This window comes from Streptomyces sp. NPDC030814, from assembly GCF_055572155.1.
Genome location: NZ_JBVIDX010000009.1, coordinates 135,381 through 158,956, shown reverse-complemented (window position 1 = coordinate 158,956; position 23,576 = coordinate 135,381). Strand labels below are relative to the sequence as shown.

The 23,576-nt window shown below is 71.6% G+C and carries 19 protein-coding genes and 2 pseudogenes; 12 read left to right on the top strand and 9 right to left on the bottom strand.

The window, feature by feature from the left end; genetic code table 11:
• Positions 1 to 171 precede the first annotated feature (171 nt).
• Positions 172 to 1,527 (top strand): annotated as a pseudogene (locus tag ACZ43N_RS20765) (MBL fold metallo-hydrolase); the annotation flags it as partial.
• Positions 1,528 to 1,823: 296 nt separating this feature from the next.
• Positions 1,824 to 2,570 (top strand): sulfite exporter TauE/SafE family protein, encoded by a 747-nt coding sequence (locus tag ACZ43N_RS20760; RefSeq protein WP_468099249.1) that lies wholly within the window; start codon positions 1,824 to 1,826, stop codon positions 2,568 to 2,570.
• 68 nt (positions 2,571 to 2,638) lie between these two features.
• On the opposite strand, the gene ACZ43N_RS20755 is transcribed toward ACZ43N_RS20760, so the two are convergent.
• On the bottom strand, positions 2,639 to 2,926 hold the full coding sequence (locus ACZ43N_RS20755) for a metal-sensitive transcriptional regulator (protein ID WP_468099247.1): 288 nt from the start codon (positions 2,924 to 2,926) through the stop codon (positions 2,639 to 2,641).
• Positions 2,927 to 2,997: 71 nt separating this feature from the next.
• On the opposite strand from ACZ43N_RS20755, the gene ACZ43N_RS20750 reads away from it, so the two are divergent.
• Both ACZ43N_RS20750 and ACZ43N_RS20745 read left to right on the top strand, forming a co-directional pair.
• The gene (locus ACZ43N_RS20750; RefSeq protein WP_468099245.1) at positions 2,998 to 3,591 is read left to right on the top strand and encodes a rhodanese-like domain-containing protein; all 594 of its coding nucleotides are present in this window, start codon (positions 2,998 to 3,000) and stop codon (positions 3,589 to 3,591) included.
• Positions 3,592 to 3,786: 195 nt separating this feature from the next.
• Positions 3,787 to 5,559, top strand: coding sequence for an ABC transporter ATP-binding protein (locus tag ACZ43N_RS20745; protein WP_468099243.1), 1,773 nt, complete (start codon positions 3,787 to 3,789; stop codon positions 5,557 to 5,559).
• Here the strand turns inward: ACZ43N_RS20745 and ACZ43N_RS20740 are convergent.
• Complete coding sequence (locus tag ACZ43N_RS20740; RefSeq protein ID WP_468099241.1) at positions 5,547 to 7,007, bottom strand: aldehyde dehydrogenase family protein; 1,461 nt, start codon at positions 7,005 to 7,007, stop codon at positions 5,547 to 5,549. The genes ACZ43N_RS20745 and ACZ43N_RS20740 overlap by 13 nt on opposite strands.
• A gap of 248 nt (positions 7,008 to 7,255) precedes the next feature.
• Between ACZ43N_RS20740 and ACZ43N_RS20735 the strand changes: the two genes are divergently transcribed.
• Positions 7,256 to 7,621 carry a nuclear transport factor 2 family protein gene (locus ACZ43N_RS20735; protein WP_468099239.1) on the top strand — a complete coding sequence of 122 codons (366 nt, stop codon included), beginning with the start codon at positions 7,256 to 7,258 and terminating at the stop codon, positions 7,619 to 7,621.
• 56 nt (positions 7,622 to 7,677) lie between these two features.
• Here the strand turns inward: ACZ43N_RS20735 and ACZ43N_RS20730 are convergent, their stop codons facing one another.
• Positions 7,678 to 9,066: a hypothetical protein gene (locus ACZ43N_RS20730; protein WP_468099238.1), complete on the bottom strand. Its 1,389-nt coding sequence runs from the start codon at positions 9,064 to 9,066 to the stop codon at positions 7,678 to 7,680.
• Positions 9,067 to 9,224: 158 nt separating this feature from the next.
• On the opposite strand from ACZ43N_RS20730, the gene ACZ43N_RS20725 reads away from it, so the two are divergent.
• Both ACZ43N_RS20725 and ACZ43N_RS20720 read left to right on the top strand, forming a co-directional pair.
• The gene (locus ACZ43N_RS20725; RefSeq protein ID WP_468099478.1) at positions 9,225 to 10,460 is read left to right on the top strand and encodes a glycosyltransferase; all 1,236 of its coding nucleotides are present in this window, start codon (positions 9,225 to 9,227) and stop codon (positions 10,458 to 10,460) included.
• 376 nt (positions 10,461 to 10,836) lie between these two features.
• Positions 10,837 to 11,166 (top strand): annotated as a pseudogene (locus ACZ43N_RS20720) (helix-turn-helix domain-containing protein); the annotation flags it as partial.
• Positions 11,167 to 11,264: 98 nt separating this feature from the next.
• Here the strand turns inward: ACZ43N_RS20720 and ACZ43N_RS20715 are convergent.
• A complete protein-coding gene (locus ACZ43N_RS20715) occupies positions 11,265 to 12,239 on the bottom strand; it encodes a helix-turn-helix domain-containing protein (protein WP_468099237.1) in 975 nt (324 codons plus the stop codon).
• 92 nt (positions 12,240 to 12,331) lie between these two features.
• Between ACZ43N_RS20715 and ACZ43N_RS20710 the strand changes: the two genes are divergently transcribed.
• Positions 12,332 to 13,114 (top strand): MBL fold metallo-hydrolase, encoded by a 783-nt coding sequence (locus ACZ43N_RS20710; protein ID WP_468099235.1) that lies wholly within the window; start codon positions 12,332 to 12,334, stop codon positions 13,112 to 13,114.
• A 33-nt stretch (positions 13,115 to 13,147) separates the two neighbouring features.
• The gene (locus tag ACZ43N_RS20705) at positions 13,148 to 13,792 is read left to right on the top strand and encodes an NAD(P)-dependent oxidoreductase (protein ID WP_468099233.1); all 645 of its coding nucleotides are present in this window, start codon (positions 13,148 to 13,150) and stop codon (positions 13,790 to 13,792) included.
• On the opposite strand, the gene ACZ43N_RS20700 is transcribed toward ACZ43N_RS20705, so the two are convergent.
• Positions 13,776 to 14,567, bottom strand: coding sequence for a restriction endonuclease (locus tag ACZ43N_RS20700; protein ID WP_468099232.1), 792 nt, complete (start codon positions 14,565 to 14,567; stop codon positions 13,776 to 13,778). The two genes, ACZ43N_RS20705 and ACZ43N_RS20700, sit on opposite strands and share 17 nt — an antisense overlap.
• A gap of 206 nt (positions 14,568 to 14,773) precedes the next feature.
• On the opposite strand from ACZ43N_RS20700, the gene ACZ43N_RS20695 reads away from it, so the two are divergent.
• A protein-coding gene (locus ACZ43N_RS20695; protein WP_468099230.1) for an IS5 family transposase occupies positions 14,774 to 15,570 on the top strand; the annotation gives its coding sequence in 2 pieces (ribosomal slippage) (positions 14,774 to 15,109 and positions 15,112 to 15,570; 795 coding nt in all).
• 800 nt (positions 15,571 to 16,370) lie between these two features.
• Here the strand turns inward: ACZ43N_RS20695 and ACZ43N_RS20690 are convergent.
• On the bottom strand, positions 16,371 to 17,033 hold the full coding sequence (locus tag ACZ43N_RS20690) for a TetR/AcrR family transcriptional regulator (RefSeq protein WP_468099228.1): 663 nt from the start codon (positions 17,031 to 17,033) through the stop codon (positions 16,371 to 16,373).
• Between the two features lie 205 nt (positions 17,034 to 17,238).
• Here ACZ43N_RS20690 and ACZ43N_RS20685 point away from each other — a divergent pair, with 205 nt between their 5' ends.
• The gene (locus tag ACZ43N_RS20685; protein WP_468099227.1) at positions 17,239 to 18,510 is read left to right on the top strand and encodes a YncE family protein; all 1,272 of its coding nucleotides are present in this window, start codon (positions 17,239 to 17,241) and stop codon (positions 18,508 to 18,510) included.
• 7 nt (positions 18,511 to 18,517) lie between these two features.
• On the opposite strand, the gene ACZ43N_RS20680 is transcribed toward ACZ43N_RS20685, so the two are convergent.
• Positions 18,518 to 20,383 carry a glycoside hydrolase family 5 protein gene (locus ACZ43N_RS20680; RefSeq protein WP_468099225.1) on the bottom strand — a complete coding sequence of 622 codons (1,866 nt, stop codon included), beginning with the start codon at positions 20,381 to 20,383 and terminating at the stop codon, positions 18,518 to 18,520.
• A 326-nt stretch (positions 20,384 to 20,709) separates the two neighbouring features.
• Here ACZ43N_RS20680 and ACZ43N_RS20675 point away from each other — a divergent pair, with 326 nt between their 5' ends.
• Positions 20,710 to 21,189 (top strand): hypothetical protein, encoded by a 480-nt coding sequence (locus ACZ43N_RS20675; protein WP_468099224.1) that lies wholly within the window; start codon positions 20,710 to 20,712, stop codon positions 21,187 to 21,189.
• A 218-nt stretch (positions 21,190 to 21,407) separates the two neighbouring features.
• Here ACZ43N_RS20675 and ACZ43N_RS20670 read toward each other — a convergent pair whose 3' ends face one another.
• Together ACZ43N_RS20670 and ACZ43N_RS20665 are read right to left on the bottom strand one after the other, a co-directional pair.
• On the bottom strand, positions 21,408 to 22,460 hold the full coding sequence (locus tag ACZ43N_RS20670; protein ID WP_468099223.1) for an aldo/keto reductase: 1,053 nt from the start codon (positions 22,458 to 22,460) through the stop codon (positions 21,408 to 21,410).
• A 125-nt stretch (positions 22,461 to 22,585) separates the two neighbouring features.
• Positions 22,586 to 23,557 carry an LLM class F420-dependent oxidoreductase gene (locus ACZ43N_RS20665; protein WP_468099221.1) on the bottom strand — a complete coding sequence of 324 codons (972 nt, stop codon included), beginning with the start codon at positions 23,555 to 23,557 and terminating at the stop codon, positions 22,586 to 22,588.
• Between the last annotated feature and the right edge of the window lie 19 nt (positions 23,558 to 23,576).

Sequence of the window (23,576 nt, the reverse complement as noted above, 5' to 3'; positions counted from 1 at the left end):
GGCCGAAAAACTCGGCCCCGCCGGATGCCTGAAGCCCGCTCCGCCCCCCATACCTCGAACCTCTGGATACCCCCCTGGGTATTTCTGCTACGGTTGCGAACATACCCCCCGGGGTACTTCACACAAAGGTTCTCAGGCATCTGCTGCCGGAACGAGGAGAGGAGCGCTGCCGTGTACTTCGTCGACACGATCGAGGTGCCCGGGCTGGGCAACCGCAGCTACCTGGCGGGCGGTCCGCGGGGTGCCGTGGTGGTCGATCCGCCGCGCGACATCGACCGGATGATCACGGCCGCCGCCCGGCGGGGTGTGCGGATCGCGTACGTCGTCGAGACTCATGTCCACAACGACTACGTCACCGGCGGTCTGGAGCTGGCCCGGCTGACCGGCGCCGCGTACCTGGTGCCCGCCGGGGCGCGGGTCGCGTACGAACGGGTGCCGGTGCACGACGGCGACACGGTGAAGATCGACGCGGAACTGACCCTGCGCGCCGTCGCCACCCCGGGACACACCCCGCACCACACCGCGTACGTCCTCGAGGAGGGCGGCCGGGCGGCGGCCGTGTTCACCGGCGGGTCCCTGCTCATCGGCACAGTGGGCCGCCCCGATCTCGTCGAGCCCCGGCTGACCGGTGAGCTCGCCCGCGCGCAGCACGCCTCGGTGCGCCGGCTGGCCGACGCCTTGCCACAGGAGACGGCCGTGCTGCCCACGCACGGCTTCGGGAGCTTCTGTTCCGCCGGGCGGGCGACGGGCGGGGGGACGACCGTCGGGCACGAGCGGGTCGCCAACGAGGCGCTGGTCAAGGACGTGGAGACGTTCGTCGCCGATCTCCTGGCCGACCTCGACGACATTCCGGCGTACTACGCGCAGATGGGTCCCGTGAACGCGCGGGGTCCCGCCCCGGTGGACCTGACGCCGCCCGCCCCGGCGGACGCCGAGGAGATCGCCGCCCGGCTGGCTGCGGGCGAGTGGGTCGTGGATCTGCGCAATCGCGTCGCGTTCGCACAGGGGCATGTGGCCGGGGCGGTGAACGTCGAGGCGGAGGGGCAGCTCGCCACCTATCTCGCCTGGCTGCTGCCGTGGGGCAAGCCGGTGACGTTGCTCGCCGCATCCCCCGAGCAACTGGCCTCGGCACAGCGGGAGTTGGTGCGGGTCGGCATCGACCGGCCCGCCGCGGCCGCGACCGGCTCACCGGACGACTGGCTGCGCGAGGGGGAGCGCCCCCGGTCGTTCCCGCGGGGCACCTTCGCCGACCTGGCGCGGGTGCACGGTGTCCAGGGGACCGTCGTCCTCGACGTCCGGCGCGACTCCGAGCGCTCCGGCGGCCACATCGCGGGCTCCATGCACATCCCCGTGCACCGGCTGCGCGAACGGCTTTCCGAGATACCGGGCGGCACGGTCTGGGTCCACTGCGCCGGAGGCATGCGCGCCGCGATCGCCGCCTCCCTCCTCGACGCGGCCGGCCACCGGGTCGTCGCCGTGGACGACACCTTCGGGAACGCGGCCGAGGCGGGGCTGCCCATGGCGGGGGCCACCGGGGCAGGGGCGACGACGACAGACGCCGCCGAGTCCACTGCGGGGATCGGGCCCACCGAGGAGAGCGCAGCATCGGCGACCGGCTCCGCGGGCAGGACCTCCGCTGCCGGGGCCGGCGCCGCCGCCCCACGCGTCGGTCCGGCGCCCGGACCAGCCGGGGCACCCCTCGTTCCGGCCGGCGGTTCCCCCGGCCCAGGCGGCGGCACGGCACCCCGGTCCCGCGGGGAGCGGGCCGTTGCGGCCCGCGCCTCCGTCCTTCCCTCGCCGGCGTCGACGGATGCCCCGCACGTATGACCGCCCTCGTTCTGGCCCTGGCTGCCGGGGGTGTGATCGGGCTGGCCCTCGGGGCGTTGGGGGGCGGGGGCAGTGTGCTCGCCGTGCCCGCGCTGGTCTATCTGCTGGGGTTCGGGCCGGCCGCGGCCACGACGGCGAGTCTGGTGATCGTCACGCTCACCTCGGCGACCGCGCTGGCCGTGCACGCCCGGTCCGGTGCGGTCCGCTGGCGCGGCGGGATGCTCTTCGCGGCCGCCGGTCTGGTGCCCGCGGCCCTGGGTGGAGCGCTGAGCGCTCAACTGCCCGCCAGACTGCTGACCATGGCGTTCGCCCTGGTCGCCGGGCTCGCCGCCCACCGGATGCTGCGTCCCTCGGCCACACCCCCGGCGGAGCCGACCGTGCGGGCGAGCCGGGTGGCCGCGTCCGGCGCGGGGCTCGGCGCGGTCACCGGGGTCCTCGGGGTGGGCGGCGGCTTCCTCGCCGTACCGGCCCTGGTGAACGTGGTGGGGCTGCGGATGCGCGACGCGGTGGGCACCAGCCTGCTCGTGATCACCGTCAACTCGCTGGCCGCGCTGGCCGCTCGCGCGGGGACGAGCACGAACCTCGACTGGGCGGTCGTCGCTCCGTTCACGGGGGCCGCGATCCTCGGCGCCTGGGACGGCAGACGGCTGGCGGGCAAGGTCTCCGGTGACACCCTGCGGCGGATCTTCGCCTGGGCACTGCTGGCGGTGGCCACGCTCATGCTGGCCGACGCGCTCATCTGACCCCGCGGTCGGGGCACCCCGTACGGGCCGCCCCAGGACGGCGCCGTCGACCGGGTTCGCCCCGTCCCTCACGCCAGCGACAGGAACAGCTTCTCCAGCCGCGCCCGCATCTGCTCCGTCGTCTCCCCGTTCCGCTCGTTCTTCTCGGTGTCGGTGAGGCACTGCTGCAGACCGGTGGCGATGATCGCGAAGCCCGCGCGGTCGAGGGCCCGGGAGGCCGCGGCGAGCTGGGTGACGACGTCCTCGCAGTCGCGTCCCTCCTCGATCATCTTGATCACTCCTGAGATCTGCCCCTGCGCCCGGCGCAGCCGGTTCAGAACCGACTTGAGCTCATCGCCCTCGAACTGCAACTCCACGACCGACCCACTTCCTCTACATACCCTTGGGGGTATTTTACCTCCCCCTCCGGAAAGGATCGCAGGATTCCATGACCACTCCCCTCACTCCCTCCGCCCCACGCCGCCTCTCCGTCCCCGAGGTCCGCGAGCGCCTGGCGGAGCTGACCGTCGTCGACGTCCGTACGCCCGGCGAGTACGCCTCCGGGCATCTGCCCGGCGCCCTGAACGTCCCGCTCGACCGGATGGAGCGCGCGCTGCCGGCGCTGCAGGCGGCACGCGGTGATCTGCTGATCGTCTGCAGGTCGGGCGCGCGGTCCGCGAAGGCGTGCGCCCTGCTCGCCGAGCGCGGCATCGCGACGGCCGACCTGGCCGGCGGCACGACCGCCTGGGCGGCCGACGGCCATGAGCTGCACCGCCCGGCCGGGGGCACCCGGGCCACCTGGGCGATGGAACGTCAGGTCAGGTTCACCGCGGGCGCGCTGGTGCTCGTCGGACTCGGCCTCGGGCTGCTCCACCCGGCCTGGCAGGTGCTCTCGGCGGGCATCGCGGGCGGTCTCGTCGTCTCGGCGCTCACCGACACCTGCGGCATGGGAGCGGTGCTGGGGCGGCTGCCGCACAACCGCCCGCGCGCCGCCGACCTCGACACGACGCTTGCCGCGCTCGCGGCGTCCGGCACGCGGTAGCGGAATCTCGCGCGGACCGGGGGCCGGGTTCGCCGGCGAGTGCGAATGGGGGAACTGCGCGAGAAACCACCAACCACCCGCGCCTCGACTCCGTGCCGGGTGGTCGAAAAGGCGTTCCCGGTACCGCTCACCACCGACGTAGGCTGAAGCTCCGCGCCCGGTCCCCACTCCCCGACCGACCTGCCGAGGAGCGTCGTGAGCACGACTGACCCCCAGGCCGAGCAGCAGCCCAACTGGCGGCTGCTGCTCGGCTATGTACGGCCCCATCGCTGGGCACTTCTGCTGGGCGCACTGCTGTCCCTGGTCACCGGAGCGACCGGGCTCGCCCTGCCGCTGGTGGCGCGGGAGCTGATCGACGACCTGTCCCACGACCGGGCCATCACCTGGGCGTTGCTGCTGATGTCGGCTCTGGTCGTGGGCAACGCGGCGGTGGGCGCGCTGGGTTCGTACGTGCTGCGGCGCACCGCCGAGTCGGTGGTGCTGGGCGCGCGGCGCACCCTGTCGTCGTATCTGCTGCGGCTGCGCATCACGGCGGTGGACCGCAGCGAGCCGGGCGACCTGATGGCGCGGATCACCTCCGACACGACCCTGCTGCGCGAGGTCACCACCGACACCCTGGTGGGTCTCGGCACCGGCGGACTGACCCTCGTCGCGACGGTGGTGCTGATGGGCTTCGTCGACCCGGTGCTGCTGGCGGTGACGCTGGGCGTGATCCTCGGCGCGGGTGTGGTGTTCGGGGTGATCGTGCCGCGCATCAACCGGGCGAGCCGGGCGGCGCAGGACGCGGTCGGGGCGATGGGCGCCTCGCTGGAGCGGATCCTCGGCGCGCTGCGCACGGTGAAGGCGTCCGGCGCCGAGCACCGTGAGGAGGAGACCGTGCACGCGGCGGCAGAGGAGTCGTGGCGGCAGAGCGTACGGGCCGCCAAGTGGTCGGCGGCCGCGGGCAACACAGCCGGGCTCGCCCTGCAGATCGCCTTCATCACGGTGCTGGCGGTGGGCGGCGCCCGGGTCGCCACCGGCGCGATCGACGTGGGCACGCTGGTCGCGTTCCTGTTGTACGTGTTCTATCTGATGTCGCCGATACAGCAGGTCGTGGGCGCCATCACCCAGTACCAGACGGGTGCCGCCGCGCTCGCCCGCATCCAGGAGGCGCTGCGGCTGCCCGCCGAGCCTGCCGCCCGGCCCGCACCGCTGCCCGGGCCCGACACCGAGCCCGCCGCACTCGCCTTCACCGATGTCCGCTTCCGGTACGCCGACGACCTGCCGTATGTGCACCACGGAGTGACGTTCGAGGTCCCGGCGCGGGGCATGACCGCGTTCGTCGGGCCCTCCGGCGCGGGCAAGACCACCGTGTTCTCGCTCATCGAGCGGTTCTACGACCCGGAGGCGGGCGTCATCACGGTCGACGGCCGGGACGTCACCGCGTGGGAGCTGCCCCGGCTGCGGGCGGCGATCGGCTATGTGGAGCAGGACGCGCCGGTGCTGTCCGGCACCCTGCGGGACAACCTGCTGCTGGGCAACCCCGAGGCCGACGAGGGCGAACTCGGCCGGGTGCTGAAGACGACCCGGCTGGACGGCCTGGTCGCCAAGCTGCCGCAGGGGCTGGAGACCCTGGTCGGCCATCGGGGCACCAAGCTGTCCGGGGGTGAGCGCCAGCGCGTCGCCATCGCCCGTGCGCTGCTGCGGCGGCCGCGTCTGCTGCTGCTCGACGAGGCGACCAGTCAGCTGGACGCGGTCAACGAGGCGGCGCTGCGCGACACGGTCGCCGACGTGGCCCGGACGACGACGGTGCTGGTGGTGGCGCACCGGCTGTCGACGGTGACGATGGCCGACCGCATCGTGGTCATGGACGCCGGGCGGGTCCGCGCGGTCGGCACCCACCGGGAACTGGTGGCCGCCGACCCGCTGTACGCGGAGCTGGCGGCCACACAGTTCCTGGCGTCCGACCCGGTCGCTCAGAACGGGTAGTGCGCCTGCTGGGTGGACATGGTCACCCAGCGGGTGTTGGAGAAGGACTCGATGCCCCAGCGGCCGCCGAACCGCCCGTAGCCGGAGGCCTTCACACCGCCGAAGGGCACCTGGGGCTCGTCGGCCACGGACTGGTCGTTGATGTGCACGATGCCGGTGCGGATCCGGCGGGCGACGGCCAGACCGTGGGTGGCGTTCTCGGTGATGATGCCGCAGCTCAGGCCGTTGTCGGTGTCGTTGGCGAGCTTCACCGCGGTGTCGTCCTCGGTGAACGTCTCCAGGACGCAGAGCGGGCCGAAGGATTCGGTGTAGTAGAGCTCGGCGTCCTTGGGGACGTCCGTGAGCACGGTCGCCGGGTGCACCGCGCCCTCGGGCCGGCCGCCCCCGGTGAGGACGGTGGCTCCCTTGGCGACGGCGTCCCGCACCAGCCCCGCGATCCGCTCGGCGGCGGAGGCGCTCACCAGGGGCCCGACCACGGTGTGCGGGTGACCGGGGTCGCCGGCGCGCAGTGTGGCGACCTTGGCGGTGAACTTCTGGGCGAACTCCTCGGCCAGCGACTCGTGGACGAGGATCCGGTCGCCGGACATGCAGATCTGTCCGGCGTTCATGAAGACGCTGAAGGTGACGGCGTCGACCGCGTAGTCCACGTCGGCGTCGTCGAGCACGATGACCGCGTTCTTGCCGCCCAACTCCAGGACGGCGGGCTTGAGATGGCGGGCCGCGTGCTCACCGATGATCCGTCCGACGTTGGTGGAGCCGGTGAAGTTCACCGCGCGCACCCGCTCGTCCGAGATCAGTGCCTCGGCGATCTCGGCCGCGTCCTCGGGCGCGTTGGTGATCACATTGAGGACACCGTCGGGCAGGCCGGCCTCCCGGAACACGTCGGCGACGAGCAGACCGCAGGCGATGGGCGCGTCCTCGCTGGGCTTGACGACGACGGTGTTGCCCGCGGCCAGCGGTGCCGCGACGGCCCGTACACCGAGGATGACGGGCGCGTTCCACGGCGCGAACGCCGCGACCACGCCGAGCGGTTCACGCACCGCGAGGCTCAGCGCGCCCTCCTTCTGGCTGCTGAGCACCTCGCCGCGCGGGGCGGTGATCGCGGCCGCCGCCTCGCGCAGGATGTTGGCGGCGAGCATCACGTTGAACAGCGCCCAGGGACGGGTGCCGCCGGCCTCCTGCGCCATGATCTCGGCGACCTGCTCGCCCCGTGCCTCCAGCAGTTCGGCGGCCTTGAAGAAGACGGCCCGCCGGGCGAAGGGCGCGAGCGCCGCCCAGTCCTCGAACGCCGCGTCGGCGGCGTCCACGGCCCGCCGGACATCCTCCGGACCGGCCGCCGCGACCCTCGCGTACACCTCCCCGGTGTACGGCTCGAAGTCCTCGGTGGTGCGGCCGGACGCGGCGGGTACGTCCTTGCCGCCGATCAGAAGGTCACGGGTTATGGCCATGGGCGGGGCTTCCTCGGAGTACGGTCGACGACGGTACGGGAGTATGCGGAATCGCTCCGTTTTGTTCGTAAAGTGAAGATCAATTCACGCTACTCCTCTGTGATGCTCTGCCCGGCCTCCCGAGAAAGTCAAGCGTTCAACCGGTTCGGTTCGCGCTTGCCGGGTTCGGCCCGGCGGAGGAGCCTCGATAGCAGGAGCCCCCCGCGGCCCGTCCCCCGTCGGGCCGCGGCCTTCCAAGGAGGTCACCCATGGCTACCGCGGCAAGCCCCGCCTTCGACACCGAGATTCTGCGCCGAGGCACCGAACAGGCGGACGCGTCGACCCTGCTGTCGCTCTATGCCGACGACGCCGAGATACGGGTCGTCGACCGCAACACCCAGCCCAGCCACCCCAAGGTCCTGCACGGCCGAGGGGAGATCGGCGAGATGCTGGAGGAGGTCTGCAGCCGGGACATGACGCACAAGCTGGAGCAGTGCGTCGTCCAGGGCGACCAGGTCGCCTACACCGAGTCCTGCGAGTACCCGGACGGTGTGCGGGTACTGGCCAGCTCGATGATCACCCTGCGCGACGGCAAGATCGTCGACCATACGCTGCTCCAGGCCTGGGACGAGTAGCCGGGCCGCGCGAGCAGCCGGGCGGCCGTCGGCCTCCGCGAGCAACGGCGCGGCCGTCAGGCGGGTACCCCCAGCAGGTCCAGCAGACGGTGCATGTCGGCCTCGGCGAGTTCGGGGTTGGAGGCCGCGGGCCTGGCCGTGTCCGGGTCCCTCAGCAGTTCCTCGATCCGGACCCGGGTGAGCCGGGGATCGGACGCGACGGCGCGGCGCACCCACACGGCCTCGTCGTGGGTCAGACGCTCGATCAGCTCCGGTGAGGCCTCGGGGTCGTGCGCGGCCAGCCGTCGCAAGCGGGGTTCCTCGTGGTCGGCGTACTCGGCGAGACCCTTCCTCGGGAACTGCGGCATGCGCAGCATGTCGAGGACCGAGCGGCCGTCCCACTCCAGCACCGTCCGCAGCAACGCCTCCGCCGGTGCGTCCGGCTGGTACTCGCAGATCATCAACCGGACCACGAAGTCCTCGTCCACGGCGAGCCGTTCGACGAGGTCCGGCGGGAGCGCCGGGTGGACGGCCGCGCTCCTGCGCAGCCAGCGGTGGGCGGAAGCCGCACAGGCGCGCAGGGCGTCCGAGTCACCGGCCAGCTGCAGAACCCAGCCGAGGGGCCGCAGAGCGTCCGAGCGCCGCACGGTGCAGTCGACGGCCGCACGTTGGTCCTCGGTCAGTTCGGGGCGCGCCGACACCGCCCGGCGCACCTCGTGCTCGGGGTCCACGGCCAGTCGCGCCACCAGGTCGGGCGGCAGGGACGGATTGCCCGCCAGCATCTGCCGGTCGTACGGGTCGTCGAGATCCATCAGGTGCTCGGCGGTGGCGCGGGACAGGCAGGCCCCGGCCAGGATCTCCCGGCGGTGACAGGGCGTCATGGCGGCGAGCACGCCGTCGGTGTGGGCGGGGTCCGTACGGCAGGCCTCCCGGGCCGCCGCCCCGCGTACAGCGGCGTCGGGGTCGGCGAGCAGTGCCTCCCGTTCGGCCGGGGTCAGCGCGTCCCAGGCCCGGCACACCCCTGTACGGACCCCGGGGTCGTCGTGGCCGGCGTGACCGGCGAGGACACGGGCCGGGATGCTCGGCGACCTCGCCGCCGTACCGCGTACCTCCGGGTCTGCGGAGGCGAGCAGTCGGGCGTAGACGGCGTCGGGCAGGGGTTCGGCGACGCCACGGTACGGCACCGGGCCGTGCGCCAGCTCCAGCAGCACCCGGCGGTCGGCGTCGTCCACCAGCCGTGCCCGGTCGGCCGCCAAGGCACCGTCGTTCCGGGCGAAACCGGCGCGCATCCGCCAGTCCGGGTGGGTCACGAACGCGTCGACCAAGGCGGCGGGCAGCCCTGCCCGTTGGCAGAGCCAGAACCATGCTGCCCTCGCCTCGGGGTGCAACAGCCGCAGCAGCACCTCGGCGCTCGCGGCCCTGTTCAGGGCCAGGCCCTGGATCACCTCGTTCCGTTCGTACGTCATCGATCGGCCCCCCGTCAGTCGTCGCAGCGGCCGGTCATCCTACGGCGGGGTCGGCGGCCGGGAGCGAGCCGAGAGTCGGCCCTTTCGAGCCATCGCGGTCCGTCCGTCTGTTCGGTCGCGGTCGCGCCGCCATACTGGCGTGCGTGCGGATAGCGATCATGACGGCGGGTTCCCGGGGTGACGTGGCCCCGTACACCGGGTTGGGTCACAGGCTGGTGCGGGCCGGGCACGAGGTCACCCTCGTGACGCACGACCGCTTCCGGCCGCTGGTGGCGGGCTCGGGACTCACCTTCCACGCGCTGCCCGTGGACCCGCGGGCCGAGCTGGAGTCGGACCGCGGGCGGAACCTGCACCGCAGCACCACCGGCGCCGGGAAGCTGCTGCGGGCGGTGAGGATGGCCCGCGATGCCGTCGGGCGGATGGCCGACGACCTGGTGGCCGCCGCCCGCGCCAGCGACGCCATGCTGCTGGCCGGTGCGCTCGCCCCGTTCGGGCACACGGTGGCCGAGGGACTGTCGATCCCGAGCTTCGGCATGAATCTCCAACCTCTGGCGCCGACGGGCGAGTTCGCGCCGCCGATGACCGGCGTACGGTCTTGGGGGCCCTTCCTCAACCGGGCGGCCGGACACGCGGTGAACATGTCCATGGAGTGGATCTTCACGCAGGAGGTGCGCAGACTGCCCGCCGCGTACGGGCTGCCGCTCACCGGGCGGACCGCGGCGCGGCGGGCCCGGGAGCGGGAGCGGCGGGGGTGGACGGTGTTCCACGGCTTCAGTGCCCGGGTGGTGCCCCGGCCCCGCGACTGGCGGCCCGGGCTGGACGTCACCGGTTACTGGTGGCCGTACGACCTCGAGGACCGGCTCCCCGCGGAGCTGGTGGACTTCCTCGATGCCGGGCCCGCGCCGGTCTTCGTGGGTCTCGGCAGTGCCACGGTGCCCGATGCCGAGCGGATGAGTGACGAGGTCGTACGGGCCCTGCGGGCGGCCGGGCTGCGCGGGGTGATCCAGCGCGGCTGGGGCGAACTGCGGGGCGAGGGCGACGACATGCTCACCATCGGCGAGGTGCCGCACTCCCTGCTCTTCCCCCGGATGGCGGCGGTCGTCCACCACGCGGGCGCCGGCACCACGGCGGCGGGCCTGCGCGCGGGTGTTCCCGCCGTCCCCGTTCCCGTGCAGTTCGACGAAGCCTTCTGGGCGGCCCGGCTGGTCGCCCTCGGGGTGTCACCGGGAGCGGTGCCGCTGCGCGGCTTCACCGCCGACGCCCTGGCCGCCGCGTTGCGACAGGCGACCGCCGACCCGTCGTACGGCCGCCGGGCGCGGGCCCTCGCGGAGGAGTTGGGGGCGGAGGACGGGGTGGCACCGGTCCTGGAGGCGGTGAACGGACTGAAGGCCTGAGCCAGGGGTCGCTCCCAGGGAGAGCATGCCGCGAGGCAGCGGCCGACCGCCGCGAAATCCCTCCGGCAGCCACCTCAGCACCGCCCGGCCGCCGCCTCGCCGCCCCTACGGTCCGGCCGCCTCGGCCTGCGCCCTTCCGGTCCACCACATCAGGCCCGCACCCCGGGCCACCGCCTCAAGCCCCACATCCCTCCGGGCCCCCTCAAGCCCGCACCCTCCCGGTCCACCGCCTCAGGCCCCACACTCCTCCGGACCGCCGCCTCAGGCCCACGCCCTTCCGGGCCCCCTCAAGCCCGCACCCTCCCGGGCCACCGCCTTACTGACCTTTTCGTAAGTTCGGTGGATGTGCTGACCTTGTGAGTGGGAGGCTTCCGGGGTGGCTTATCGACCCTCGCCTTCAGATGCCAGCTCGTCTCTTCCTCCTTTGTCGCGGCCTCAGTTGGCGGAGGCACGGCGTGTTCGGGCGGTCGAGTTGTTCGAGGAGGGCGCCTCGAATGCGGCGATCGCGCGGGCGGTGGGTGTGTGTGCCGAGAGTGTGCGGCGTTGGCGTCGGGTGTGGGAGCAGGGCGGCGTTTCGGCCCTGCGGCGGCGTGCGGCCACCGGTCGCCCGCCCAAACTGGACGACGCCCAGGTCGAGACTGTCCGGGCCGCATTGGCGCGAGGAGCTCAGGCTCATGGTTTCGAGGCCGACCTGTGGACCCTGGAGCGAGTCGCGCACGGAGGATCGAGCCCTCGCTGTCGGCAAGCCCTGCCGGCGATCACCATCGGATCCGAACGGATTCCCTGCGGCGGGACGGGGGTTGGTCACAGTTCGGACAGATCGTGCGCAGCGGGTCCGTTGTCTTCGCCCGGAGGTGCGGCGATGGCCTGCTGGGCGCGACGGAAGTCGCCAGGGCTGGCGCCGGTGTGGCGGGTGAAGAACTTGCCGAAGTTGGTGGGTTCGGAGAAACCGAGGCGGCGTGCGATGGTGGCGACGGGTTCGTCGGTGTGCGCGAGAAGCCGCTGCGCCTGGAGCGTGACGCGGGTGTCGATGACGTGTTTGACAGATCGTCCGGTGGCTGCCTGGCAGGCACGGGTGAGGGTCTTGACGGTGTAGCCGAGGCGGTTGGCGTAGTCCTCGGCACGCCGGGTGGTGGCGTAGGAGCGTTCCAGTTCGGCGTGGAAGCGGGCGTAGACCTCGCCGCCGGCGTGGGGGTCGGCGGGCGCACCTTGGCGGGGGAGGCGGTCGATGTGCAGTAGCAGTGCGGCCAGCAGCAGGCGCAGGATCTCGCGGGACGCGCCGTCGGGGCGACGGTATTCGGCATGGAGTCGGGCGAGCAGGGCGGAGGTGGCGGCGTAGTCGCTGCTGGTGCCCAGTTGCCAGCAGTTGGGGGCGGACCAGTCGTCGGCGAGGCGGCTGGCAGCCGCCGTCGCCTCGGGGAAGGCGGGGGTGAACAGCAGGTGCGTGCCGTTCATCCGGCCGGGCTCGGCAAAGCGTTGCACCTGGCCGGGGCGGACCCACAGCAGGGTGCCGGGCCGGCACGGGTAGGCAACGAAGTCGATGGTGTGCTCGGCACTGCCCTGCATGATCAGGGTGAGGGAGTGGAAGTCGGCGCGGTGGACCCGTTGCAGGCTGCCGTCGGCGACCCTGCGGTGCAGCGCGGACAGGTCGGTGATCTCGATGCCGGGAACCGGGGCGCTGGGCGGGTTGAAGCCGAACCCGGGGATGGCCTCCCCGCCCGCAGGCTCGGGGGCATGGCTTCTATCGCTGCCCTTCCTGTCCGTTTCTGACCATGACACGTCTCCACCGTACCTCGCTGGCCTGTGGTTTTACCCGGACAGTGGAAGGCGAGTACGAACAAGGACCTCGACCCACCAGAAGGACGCAGACCATGAACGGCACCATGACGGTCATCGACAGGGGCACGGTGCGCATCCACAGCTACATGGCCCCCGATGACAGCCTCAACGTCACCACTCAGCTGATCGAGACTCCGGCGCGAGTGATCGCCGTGGACGCCCAGTACGCCCTGGCCTACGCCGACGAGGTCGTCGCCTACGCGCGCGGCCTGGGCAAGCCACTGGACCGGGTGATCATCACCCACGCCCACCCGGACCACTTCCACGGCGCCGCCCGCTTTGGCGCCCCCGTGCACGCGCTGGCCGCGGTACGCGAGCAGATCGCCGCCCAGGGCGACAGCCAGGACCCGACGGGCGCGGTGATCCCGGTCGCGGACATGACGCCGACCGTGGAGGTCGTACCGGGCACGCAGGTCATCGACGGCGTGCCGTTCGTTTTCGAGAGCCACAGTGGCGGCGAGGCCGCCGACGAGCTGGTGATCAAGCTTCCCGAGCATGGGGTGCTGGTTGCCCAGGACCTCGTCTACCACGCCACCCACCTCTTCCTGGGTAACAACGACATTCCCGGTTGGATCAAGGCCGTCGATGAGCTCGCCGCCGACCCCGCCTACGGCACCGTCCTGCCTGGCCACGGCCTGCCTGCCGGCCCCGAGGTCTTTGACCAGCTGCGCCGCTACCTCGCTGATGCGGCCGAGCTGCTCGGCGACGACGGCGAGGCGTACAAGCAGGCCATCACGACGCGTCATCGAGGCTTCGGCGGTGCGTTCCTGATCGACATCGGCAACCAGTACCTCTTCAGTACCGACAACGCCTGACCATCGCCCCCTCTAGTGAAAGAAACCCCCAACATGAGCAGGATCACCGTGTTCGGCGCCGCCGGAAAGGCCGGCTCCCGCGTCGTCGCCGAGGCCGCCGCCCGCGGCCACCAGGTCACCGCCGTCGTCCGCGACCTCGACGCACTGTCGGTCCTCCCCGACGGCGTGCAGGCGACTGCTGGCGACGTCACCGACCCCGAGTCCGTCGCCGCCCTCGCCAAGGACGCCGATGTGATCGTCCTGACCGTCGGCGGCCCGGAAGCCGCCCTCTACACGAACGCCGTCTCCGCCGCCGCATCGGCCGCCCGCGCCCTGGGCCTGGCCGGCCCGCGCATCCTCCACATGGGCGGCGGCGCGAGCCTCCTCAACAGCGAGGGCGTGCGCTTCTTCGACGCCCCCGGCTTCCCCGAGGAGTTCAAGCCCTACGCCATCGGCCAGATCCGCGCACTCGACGCCTACCTCGCCCTCGGCGACGACGTGACCTGGACCTACCTGTCCCCGCCCCCGGTCCACTTCGCCCCCGGCACGCGTTCCGGCCACTACCGCACCGGCCTCGACCACCCCGTCGTCGGCGACGACGGCCAGGCCCGCATCTCCTACGAGGACTACGCCGCCGCACTCGTCGACGAGATCGAAAACCCCCGCCACCTCAACCGACGCTTCACCGTCGGCTACTGAACAACCAGCCATAACGGCCCCTGGCGGCGTGGGTGCGTGCGCGGGCGGCCAGAGGCCGCCATACATCCACGCAACCGACCGAAGGGGTGGGGCGACGAGGGGGCGGCACTGCCTGCAGCAGCTCCCACAGCGGTCGGGAGCCCGAGGCCCACACGGCCAGCGTCTGGCGGTCGACGACGTGCAGCCGCTGTTGCTTGGCGAAGGCCACGGCCGGACCGGTCACCCGGCCGTTCGTGACGATGACCGCGACGTCCGCCCCGTGCACTTGCCGGGCCGTTCCGTTGAGCACCTGCAGATCAGGCGTGCCCACCGCTGAGCCCTGAGCGCCGTTGCGGCGGTGCTTGCACTGGATCACCCAGCACCGCCCGAACGGGTCGGTGGCCTTCACGTCCGCGCCCAGGTCCCCGCGGCCGCCGACCCGCTGAGCATCCCGGCAGCCGTCCCGCTGCATCAGGTCCCGGATCGCATCCTCGAACCGGGAATGGTGCAGCGCGTCCAGCTGAGGCAGTCCGTAGCGCAGGCCCTGGGCCCGCACCGCCTCCCATTGAGCCCGCTGCTGGCGCTGGTAGAGCCAGCCGAGACCCGCCACCAGGGCGAGCACCAGGACCGCGACGAGCACCCACCAGTGCGCCAGCAGCCAGTTGACCACCGTCACCACGAGACCGATGCCGGCAGCCGCCACCACGAAGAAGGTGAACAGCTGCGCGTCTCGCTGCTGCTGTCTCTTGCTGGGCCGCCTCGTACGCCGCCGCGCCGGCGGCCGCCGCCGGGTCACCGCTCCCACCGGATCGGGTACGACACCGTGGGACGAGGTTCCGGGATCCGCACAGCAGGGACGTTGTCGAACCGGATCGGGTACTGCACCGTGGACCTCGGCCGTGGAGTCCCTTCACTCCCTGCAGAGACATTGCTGTTGCCGAACCCGACTACGGCTAAGGTGTCGTCTCATTTGGGGTGCTGGGTAGTCTGCACGGCGTGGTGATGGTTGAGCGCTTGGTACCGGACGAGTTGTGGGAGCTGTTCGAGCGGGTGGTTCCGCCTGCTCCATCGCGGCCGCAGGGTGGCGGTCGGCGGCGGTATGGGGATCGCGAGGTACTGGCCGCGATCATCTTCGTGGCCACGACGGGCTGCACCTGGCGGCAGCTACCGCCGGTCTTCGGCCCGTCGGGGCCGACCGCGCACCGGCGCTTCACCGAGTGGACCGCCGCCCGGGTCTGGGCGAAGCTGCACCGCCTCATCCTCGACGAACTGGGCTCGCGCGGAGAGCTGGACTGGTCTCGGTGCGCGATCGACTCGGTGAACATGCGGGCCTTGAAAGGGGGGACCTGACAGGTCCGAATCCTGTGGACCGGGGCAAGAAGGGCTCGAAGATCCACTTGATCACCGAGCGGACCGGTTTACCCCTCTCGATGGGGATCTCCGGCGCGAACCTGCACGACAGCCAGGCGCTCGAGCCGCTCGTGCGCGGTATCCCGCCGATCCGCTCCCGCCGCGGCCCGCGCAGACGGCGCCCCGCCAAGCTGCACGCGGACAAGGGCTACGACTACGACCACCTGCGCCGATGGCTACGCAAGCGAGGCATCCGGCACCGCATCGCCCGCAAGGGCATCGAGTCCTCCACCCGGCTGGGCCGGCATCGCTGGACGATCGAGCGCACGATGTCCTGGCTGGGCGGCTGCCGCCGTCTGCACCGCCGCTACGAACGCAAGCCCGAACACTTCCTGGCCTTCACCGCCATCGCCTGCAGCCTCATCTGCTACCGCAGACTCACCAAATGAGACGGCGTCTAAGCCCCGCACCCCGGACCACCGCCTCAAGCCCACGCCCTTCCGGCCCCCCCCCAAGCCCACACCCTCCCGGGCCACCGCCTCAAGCCCCACACCCCGGACCACCGCCTCAAGCCCCGCATCCCTCCGGACCACCGCTTCAAGCCCCACACCCTCCCGGGCCACCGCCTCAGGCCCACGCCCTTCCGGGCCCCCTCAAGCCCGCACCCTCCCGGGCCACCGCCTCAAGCCCCACACCCCGGACCACCGCCTCAAGCCCACGCCCTTCCGGCCCCCCTCAAGCCCACACCCTCCCGGGCCACCGCCTCAAGCCCCACACCCCGGACCACCGCCTCAAGCCCCGCACCCCTCCGGACCACCGCTTCAAGCCCCGCACACCGGACCACCGCTTCAGGCCCCGCACCCCTCCGGACCACCGCTTCAGGCCCCATACCCTCCCGGGCCACCGCCTCAAGCCCCACACCCTCCCGGGCCGCCATCTCAAGCCCGCACCGCCTCCATGCCACCCCAAACCGCACCCGTCCGGTCCGCCGCCTCAACTGGCTTCTCCCGCCGACTCAACCCGCACCCGTCAGTCCGCCGCCTCGGCCCGCACCTTTCGGTTCGCGTCTCGCCGACTTCTCAGGACCGGGGCGCATGCAACACGGCCCCGGCGCCTCTCAGGCCGCCATCCGCCGCCGTCCCAGGCTCGCTTCGATCGCCATCCCGCCGCCCTCTCTGGCCCCTCCGGCCGCCACCCGCCGCGCTCGCAGGGCATCCTCTGGCGACCACTCTCCACCTCGTCCCACATCTCAAGCGCCCTCCGCTCGCCACCCCACCGGGCGGAGTATCCCCAGGAGCAGGCGGACGAGTTCGTCGACCACCTCGTCGAGGTCGGCGTCGACGAAGCCGGCCTGCCAGTCGTGGAGGAGGCCGTTGACGCTGCCGATGAAGGCCGTGGCGGCGAGCCGGTAGTCGCGGTGGGCGGCCTCGCCCCGGTCGGCGGCCGCGGCGGCCTCCGCGCAGAGGAAGTCGACCCAGCGGGAGCGGCGTTCGAGACGCTGGCGCTCCAGACGGGGGCTGACGCCGATGATCTCGGTGAAGGTGATCCGCAGCCGGCGGGGGTCGCCGGTGACGTTCGCGGCGTAGGCGCGGAACGCCGCGGTGACCCGCTCGGCGACCGGCCGCCCCTCCGCCGTGGCGAGGCCGGCGAGCGCGGCCTCCTCGGCCCAGTCGTTGACCTGGAGGTGGAGCGCGGCCAGCACGTCCTCCAGGGTGCGGAACTCCTCGTAGAACTGACGGGTCGACAGACCCGCCGCCTCACTGAGCGCCGCGATGGTGGTGCCCCGGAACCCCGGGCTGTCACCGAAGAGTTGGAGGCCCGCGTCGAGGAAGCGGCGACGGCGCTCGGCCTGGCGCTCCTCGGCGGACCGTCCTCCGTAACGGCCGGTGGGCTGTTTGAGCCTGCCCGCCACGCTTCCCCTCCCGACGCAGCGTCACCCGTTCGACGGTCGAACCGGCGCTCCCCCGATTTTGTCGCGTCCGTGGTCTTGTGGAGAAGCACGCCCGTTCCTTACTTTCCAGTAAGTCAACTCTGAACGCTGCTGTATTCAGATTTCTCGCCCCGTTCTCTCCCCAGAGCCGCCTTGTCATGCCCCCAGCAAGCAGGAGGAACCAGCCATGATCCCCACCCCCGGCCCTCGTCGGCGCCGGACCCGTCACCTCGGTGCCGTGGCCGCCGCGCTCACCCTGACCGCCTCCGCCGCCGCGACCGCGTCCGCCGCCCCCGCGGCCGGCGCCGCGGACCTGCGCGAGGTGATGTTCGTGGGCAACAACTGGGAGGGCACCGCCGATGTCATCAAGGGCTCCGGCGACTTCGCGAAGATCGGCCGGGTGAACGTCATCCCGGACAAGGCCCAGCGGATGGCGGAGATCAACGCCGACCCGATCAAGTGGATCGCCTTCATGACGATCCGCAACAGCGTGGGCGAGGGCCACGACCAGTTCGTGGACGACATGTACTCCACGCCCGACGGCTCGTCGATGGTCGTCTCCCGCCCCAGCTTCGCCGACGTCGTGTCGATCAACCTCACCACCGGTGCCATCAACTGGCGTTTCCCCGTGTCCGGTTTCCGCGCCGACCACATGGCGGTCTCCCCCGACGGCAAACGGGTCGCTGTGTCGGCCTCGACGGGCAACACCGTGCACGTCCTCGACATCGTCACCGGCAAGCAGGTCGGTTCCTTCAAGACCGGCGACAAGCCCCACGAGAACATCTTCACCCGTGACGGCAAGTACATCTGGAACATGGCGATCGGCGATGTGAACACCCAGTCCGACGCGCCCTGGCTGGACTGGACGAAGGGCGACCGGAAGATCACCATCGCCGACGCGAACACCTTCCAGCAGGTCAAGGTGATCGACATGCGCGAGCGGCTGAACGCGATCGGGCTGAACGACTACTCGGACGCCGTCCGCCCCGCCGCGTTCTCGCCCGACGAGACGAAGCTGTACTTCCAGGTGTCGTTCTTCAACGGCTTCTTCGAGTACGACATCGCCACGGACAAGATCACCCGGACCAAGACCCTGCCGAAGTCGCCGGGAGTCAGCGACGACCGCACCACCTTCGTCAACGACTCCCGTCACCACGGCCTCACGATGAAGCCGGACGGCACCAAGCTGTGCATCGCGGGGACGATGGACGACTACGCGACCGTCGTGGACCGAGCGACCCTCCAGGAAGGGCCGCTCGTCCCCGTCTCCAAGCCGTACTGGTCGACCGTCAGCGGTGACGGCAAGTCCTGCGTGGTCTCCGAGAGCGGCGCCGACCAGGTCACGGTGATCGACTTCGCCACAGGGAAGAAGATCCTGTCCGTGCCGGTCGGCGACCACCCGCAGCGGGTGCGCGTCGCGCAGGTGCCCGCCGGCTGGACCGGGACCTCCGCCCGCTGACCTTCCGCTAGCTGAACTTCGAGGCCAGCCACCCCGACAGCTCCGTGCGCGCCGCGTCCAACCGCGTCGCGGACGGGGCTGTCGCCCCGTTGGTGACCAGGGCGTAGTGCAGCTTGCCCGAGTCGGGGGCGGTGAGCAGCAGCCGTCGGCTGCCGGTGCCGCCGGGCTCCCTGGCCGCCGCGACGGGAGTGGACGTGGTGTACGCCGGCGGCGCGGACGTCACCCCGAGGTCGGACACCACGGTCGTGGACGCGGTGGGGAAGGACGCCGGCAGGTGCAGTTCCGTCGGCTCGCTGCTGCCGTCGGAGCGCCACACCAGCAGGGCGTACTGCCCGGACCCGACGAGCGAGGAGACGTTCGGCAGGGTGCTGGGCACCGGGTTCCAGGTCAGCGTGGTGGAACCGTCGCGGGAGCGGTCCTCGTAGGTGAAGGCGAGGGTGCTGCCCGCCGTGGCGCTCGGATAGACCCGGTCGAGGAGCCGGGCGTCCTGGCGGAGCACGGCCGTACCGGAGTCGTCGAGGCGTACGGCGGAGAGGTCCTCGCCGTTCCAGGCGTCGCCCTCCCTCTGCACCTTGTCGGGGTTGTCGTTCATCAGCTCGCGGTGGCGGCCGTGGTAGAGGTCCCACTGCCACTGCGAACCGGACAGGACCGGGCCGGAGGCGGCCGGGTCCGACCACCAGCTGCCGCCCTTCACGCGGGAGTCGAGCGCCTGGTACATGGCCTTGTAGACCGTGGGCGCCTTGTCGGAGACGGACCCGGCGAGCGGGTGCCCGAACTCGCTGACGATCGCGGTCGTGCCGCCGGCGGCCGCCCGGTCACGGATGGTCCCGAAGTCGGTCGTGTACTGGCCGTTCTCCGCCTTGCCCCACATGAAGACGCCGGAGATCGCCTTCTGGTCGTAGAAGTGGGTGTTGAAGACGTAGCGGGGGCCGATGGTGCCCGCGTCGAGCAGTCCGCCCTCCTGCTTCTGGAAGTCGATGTTGGCGTTCCAGAAGAGGTTCGGCTCGACGAAGGCGGGCTTGGACTGCCAGCCCGCCGCGTCCATCCGCGCGCGGAACTTGACGTAGAACGGCCACATGACGTCCTTCTCCCACGCCCTGCTCGTCTGCCCCGAGTCGAGGACGCCGGGATGCGGCTCGTTCCACGGGTCGAAGCCGACGACGCCCTGGAATTGTGCGGCCGAGAGGTTCTGCTTGATGTACGCCATGGTCTTCTGGGCGGTGGCCAGGAAGGAGTCCTGGACGCCGTACGTGTTGTGCCAGAAGTCGTACGTCGACTTCGTGACGGCGGCGTTGGAGGTGATGTTCTGCCCCCAGAACGGGCAGATGCCGCAGTACTCGTCGGGATAGTTTCCGAGGTCGACGGCCCACTTGGGGGCGCCGTCGCCGGTGTACCAACTGTCGGAGTCGAACAGCCACCGGGAGTAGAGGTCCTGGTGGAAGTCCGGGTAGACGCGGATCCCGGCGTCGAGGAAGGCGCCCATCTGGGCGGTGGCCGCCGAGAGGTAGGCGGTGTCCACCTGGCCGCGCACGGGCTCGGCGTACGCCCAGGACAGCAGGAAGCGGACGGAGTTGCCGCCGCCGAGCGCCCGGAGCGCGGTCGCCGATTTCCTGGCGTCGGCGACCGAGGCGAAGGGCAGACCGTTGTTCTCCCTGAGCTTCGTCTCGCCGGAGACGTTGTAGCCGCGCAGGACGACCTCGCGGCCGAGGCCGTCCTTGAACCTGCCGCCGTCGACCGTGAGGGTCGCCGCGGCCTGGGAGTCGAACCAGAGTTCGTCAGTGAGAGCGGAGGCGGGCTGGGTGGGGCCCGCCGTGGTCAGGAAGCCGGTGACGAGTACCAGGACACCGAGCAGACGTGTGCGCAATCTTGACATGTCCGCCACATTCGACATGTCCCTACCGTCCCAATGGACAGCCGAGCCGTCAATAGCATCTGACTCACGAGTAAGTACCCGTTTTCGCAAGACAGTTCACCTGCAACGGCGATTCTTCGCCGCCACCGCGGCGGGTGGGTCATGCGGTTGTGCGAACGGGGCTGTGACCACGGCCTTTCGGCGCTGACCGAAAGGCGTGGCCTGCTTTTCGGTGCGCGGACCACACTGAGGCCGAACCACAGGAGCCCCACCAAGCCCGAGGGTCAGGGCACCTTCGCGGGAGGGGGCGGTCCGGCTGGACCGGTTGCGACCACAGAGGAGATCAAATGAGCGTGACAGGTTTCAGAAAGCGGGCGGCCGCCATGGTCGTGACGATGATCGCCGCATTGGCCCTTCCGCTGGCGGCGCAGGCACCGGCACAGGCAGCGCCGAACGTTGCGGCCGGAAGGGCCGCATGGACACCGGAGATCTACCCGCTGTACTCGGGCGAGCGGGTATGGGCACGGGATGTGTCCAGTGCCAATCGGAACGCGGCGCTGCTTGCGTGCTCCGCGGCGTCCGGAATCGCCTGCGTGTCGGTTGGCCAGGGCGACGGCAATCACAGCGTCTTCCACCTGTTCAGGTGCGAAACGCGTTCGCTCTCGAACTTCATCGACGCGCTGGCTGTTCGCAACAACCAGACCGGCGGAGCCGTAGTCCGTTTCTGGGGTCCCAAGTATCACGCCGACATCGAGGCGAACGGCCGGATCACCGAGGTCGGCCCGAACGAGGCGGTGTACGACTTCACTCACATCGACATCTGCTGAGGGCACATCGACCCGGGCACGCTGGTCGTGGTGTCCCGGCCGGAAGCCCTCGCGGTGACGGCCGCGGAGTGACCACCGTCTGACGTACAGGTGATCGAGGCCCTGATCGACCACGCTGCGCCGATGTCGTCGACCAACGCGTCGGCGCCCCGCGACCGGCGAGGCGGCCGGTCGCGAAGGCCCTGGCCCGCGCGGCCGTCACCGCCCTCCGGCGAGGGTCAGTCCGTGGCCGCTCGCTCGCCTGTCGGGCGCCTGCGCAGGGTCGGCTCGGTGAGGGGGCGGGGCTGCCAGACGCCGTCGGCGCGGTAGAGGTCCGTGCCCGGCGCCACGATCTCGTCGATCCGGTCGAGCACCGCGTCGTCGAGCACCAGGTCGGCCCCCTTGAGCAGCGAGGTGAGCTGGTCCATCGTGCGCGGGCCGATGATGACCGAGGTGACGGCCGGGTGCACCAGCGGGAAGGCGACGGCCAGTTCCGGCAGGGTGCGGCCCATCTCCTCGGCGAGGGCGACGAGGCGCTCGACGGCCGCGTACTTCTCCGCGTTGCCCGGGAGCGCCGGGTCGAAGCGGTGCGGGGTGAGCCTGGGCCGGCCGGCGGTGAGGTCGACGGGGCGTCCCTCGCGGTAGGCGCCGGACAGGAAGCCCGAGGCGAGCGGCGACCAGGTCAGCACCCCCATGCCCAGGCGCTGGGCGGTGGGCAGCACGGCCCGTTCGATGCCGCGCGCGAGGATCGAGTACGGCGGCTGCTCCGTGCGCAGCCGCATCAGTCCGCGCCGCTCCGCCACGTGGTGCGCCTCGACGAGGTCCTCCGCGGGGAACGTGGAGCAGCCGAACGCCCGGATCTTGCCCGCCCGCACCAGGTCGGTGAGGACGGACAGGGTCTCCTCGATGTCGGTGGTGTGGTCGGGGCGGTGCACCTGGTAGAGGTCGATCCAGTCGGTGTCCAGCCGCCGCAGGCTGTCCTCGACGGCCTGCACGATCCAGCGGCGGGAGTTGCCGCTGCGGTTGCGTCCCTCGCCCAGCGGGAAGTGCACCTTGGTGGCGAGCACGACGTCGTCGCGCACGCCCTTGAGCGCCTTGCCGACGATCTCCTCGCTCTCTCCGGTCGAGTACATGTCGGCGGTGTCCACGAAGTTGATGCCGGCGTCGAGCGCGGCGCGGATGATGCGCGCGCCGTCCTCGTGGTCGGGGTTGCCGACGGCGCCGAACATCATCGTGCCGAGGCAGTGGGTGCTGACCTCGATGCCGGTCTTGCCGAGGACTCGATAGCGCATGCCTGTGCTCCGTCGCAGGTGGGGTGGGTCGGGAGCGTCAGCCTAGGAGTTGGAGCGCACTCGACGGCAAGGGGCGGGGCGGCTCCGGTGGCTTCCGGCCGCCCCGCCCGCCCGTTGCCCGGACCTCACCCGAAGACGTCGCGCAGTGCGGGCAGCAGTGTCTTCTCCGACCAGTCCAGATAGGCGGGTTGGGAGTCGCCGCCGATCTGCACCAGGGCGATCTCGGTGAACCCGGCCTCGGCGTAGGGCCGTACGGCCTCGACGAAGGCGTCCGGGTCGTCGCCGCACGGGACGGACCCGGCGACGTCCTCGGGCCTGACGAACTGGGTGGCCGAGGCGAACGAATCGGGGTGCGGCAGCTCGGAGTTGACCTTCCAGCCGCCGCCGAACCAGCGGAACTGGTCGTGGGCGCGGCGGACGGCGGTGTCGCGGTCGGGGTCGTAGCAGACCGGCAACTGGCCGACGCGCGGCTTGCCCTCGCCGCCGTGCCGGTCGAAGGCCCGCAGCAGCCCGGCATCCGGCTCCGTGGCGATGACGAGGTCGGCGAGCCTGCCCGCGAGGGAGCAGGACTGTTCGCCGGAGACGGCGATGCCGAGGGGCGGCGGCTCGTCCGGGAGGTCCCACAACCGGGCGGACTCCACGTCGAAGTGGGTGCCGTGGTGGGTCACGTGGCCGCCCTCGAAGAGCGCCCGGATGATCTCCACGGCCTCCTCCAGCATCTCGTGCCGTATGTCGACCGGCGGCCAGCCGCCGCCCACGACGTGCTCGTTGAGGTTCTCGCCCGAGCCGAGCCCCAGCCGGAAACGCCCCTGGGACAGCAGTTGCATCGTCGCCGCCTTCTGCGCCACCACCGCCGGGTGATAGCGGAACGACGGGCACGTCACATAGGTCATCAGCGGGATGCGGGAGGTCGCCTGGGCGGCGGCACCGAGCACACTCCACGCGTACGGCGAGTGCCCCTGCGAACGCAGCCACGGGAAGTAGTGGTCGGAGGTGACCGAGAAGTCGAAGCCCGCGTCCTCGGCCCGGACGACATGGTCGACGAGCTCCCGCGGACCGGCCTGCTCGGTCATCATCGTGTATCCGATGTGCACCATGGACCCCGGGTCCCCGAGG

What these genes read in the sequence shown, in the direction of transcription:
- ACZ43N_RS20680 (WP_468099225.1), bottom strand. Translation starts at nt 20,383, where the DNA reads ATGTCAAGATTGCGCACACGTCTGCTCGGTGTCCTGGTACTCGTCACC.
- ACZ43N_RS20730 (WP_468099238.1), bottom strand. Translation starts at nt 9,066, where the DNA reads ATGACGTACGAACGGAACGAGGTGATCCAGGGCCTGGCCCTGAACAGG.
- ACZ43N_RS20665 (WP_468099221.1), bottom strand. Translation starts at nt 23,557, where the DNA reads ATGGTGCACATCGGATACACGATGATGACCGAGCAGGCCGGTCCGCGG.
- ACZ43N_RS20740 (WP_468099241.1), bottom strand. Translation starts at nt 7,007, where the DNA reads ATGGCCATAACCCGTGACCTTCTGATCGGCGGCAAGGACGTACCCGCC.
- ACZ43N_RS20685 (WP_468099227.1), top strand. Translation starts at nt 17,239, where the DNA reads ATGATCCCCACCCCCGGCCCTCGTCGGCGCCGGACCCGTCACCTCGGT.
- ACZ43N_RS20760 (WP_468099249.1), top strand. Translation starts at nt 1,824, where the DNA reads ATGACCGCCCTCGTTCTGGCCCTGGCTGCCGGGGGTGTGATCGGGCTG.
- ACZ43N_RS20705 (WP_468099233.1), top strand. Translation starts at nt 13,148, where the DNA reads ATGAGCAGGATCACCGTGTTCGGCGCCGCCGGAAAGGCCGGCTCCCGC.
- ACZ43N_RS20725 (WP_468099478.1), top strand. Translation starts at nt 9,225, where the DNA reads ATGACGGCGGGTTCCCGGGGTGACGTGGCCCCGTACACCGGGTTGGGT.
- ACZ43N_RS20750 (WP_468099245.1), top strand. Translation starts at nt 2,998, where the DNA reads ATGACCACTCCCCTCACTCCCTCCGCCCCACGCCGCCTCTCCGTCCCC.
- ACZ43N_RS20710 (WP_468099235.1), top strand. Translation starts at nt 12,332, where the DNA reads ATGAACGGCACCATGACGGTCATCGACAGGGGCACGGTGCGCATCCAC.
- ACZ43N_RS20675 (WP_468099224.1), top strand. Translation starts at nt 20,710, where the DNA reads ATGAGCGTGACAGGTTTCAGAAAGCGGGCGGCCGCCATGGTCGTGACG.
- ACZ43N_RS20670 (WP_468099223.1), bottom strand. Translation starts at nt 22,460, where the DNA reads ATGCGCTATCGAGTCCTCGGCAAGACCGGCATCGAGGTCAGCACCCAC.
- ACZ43N_RS20735 (WP_468099239.1), top strand. Translation starts at nt 7,256, where the DNA reads ATGGCTACCGCGGCAAGCCCCGCCTTCGACACCGAGATTCTGCGCCGA.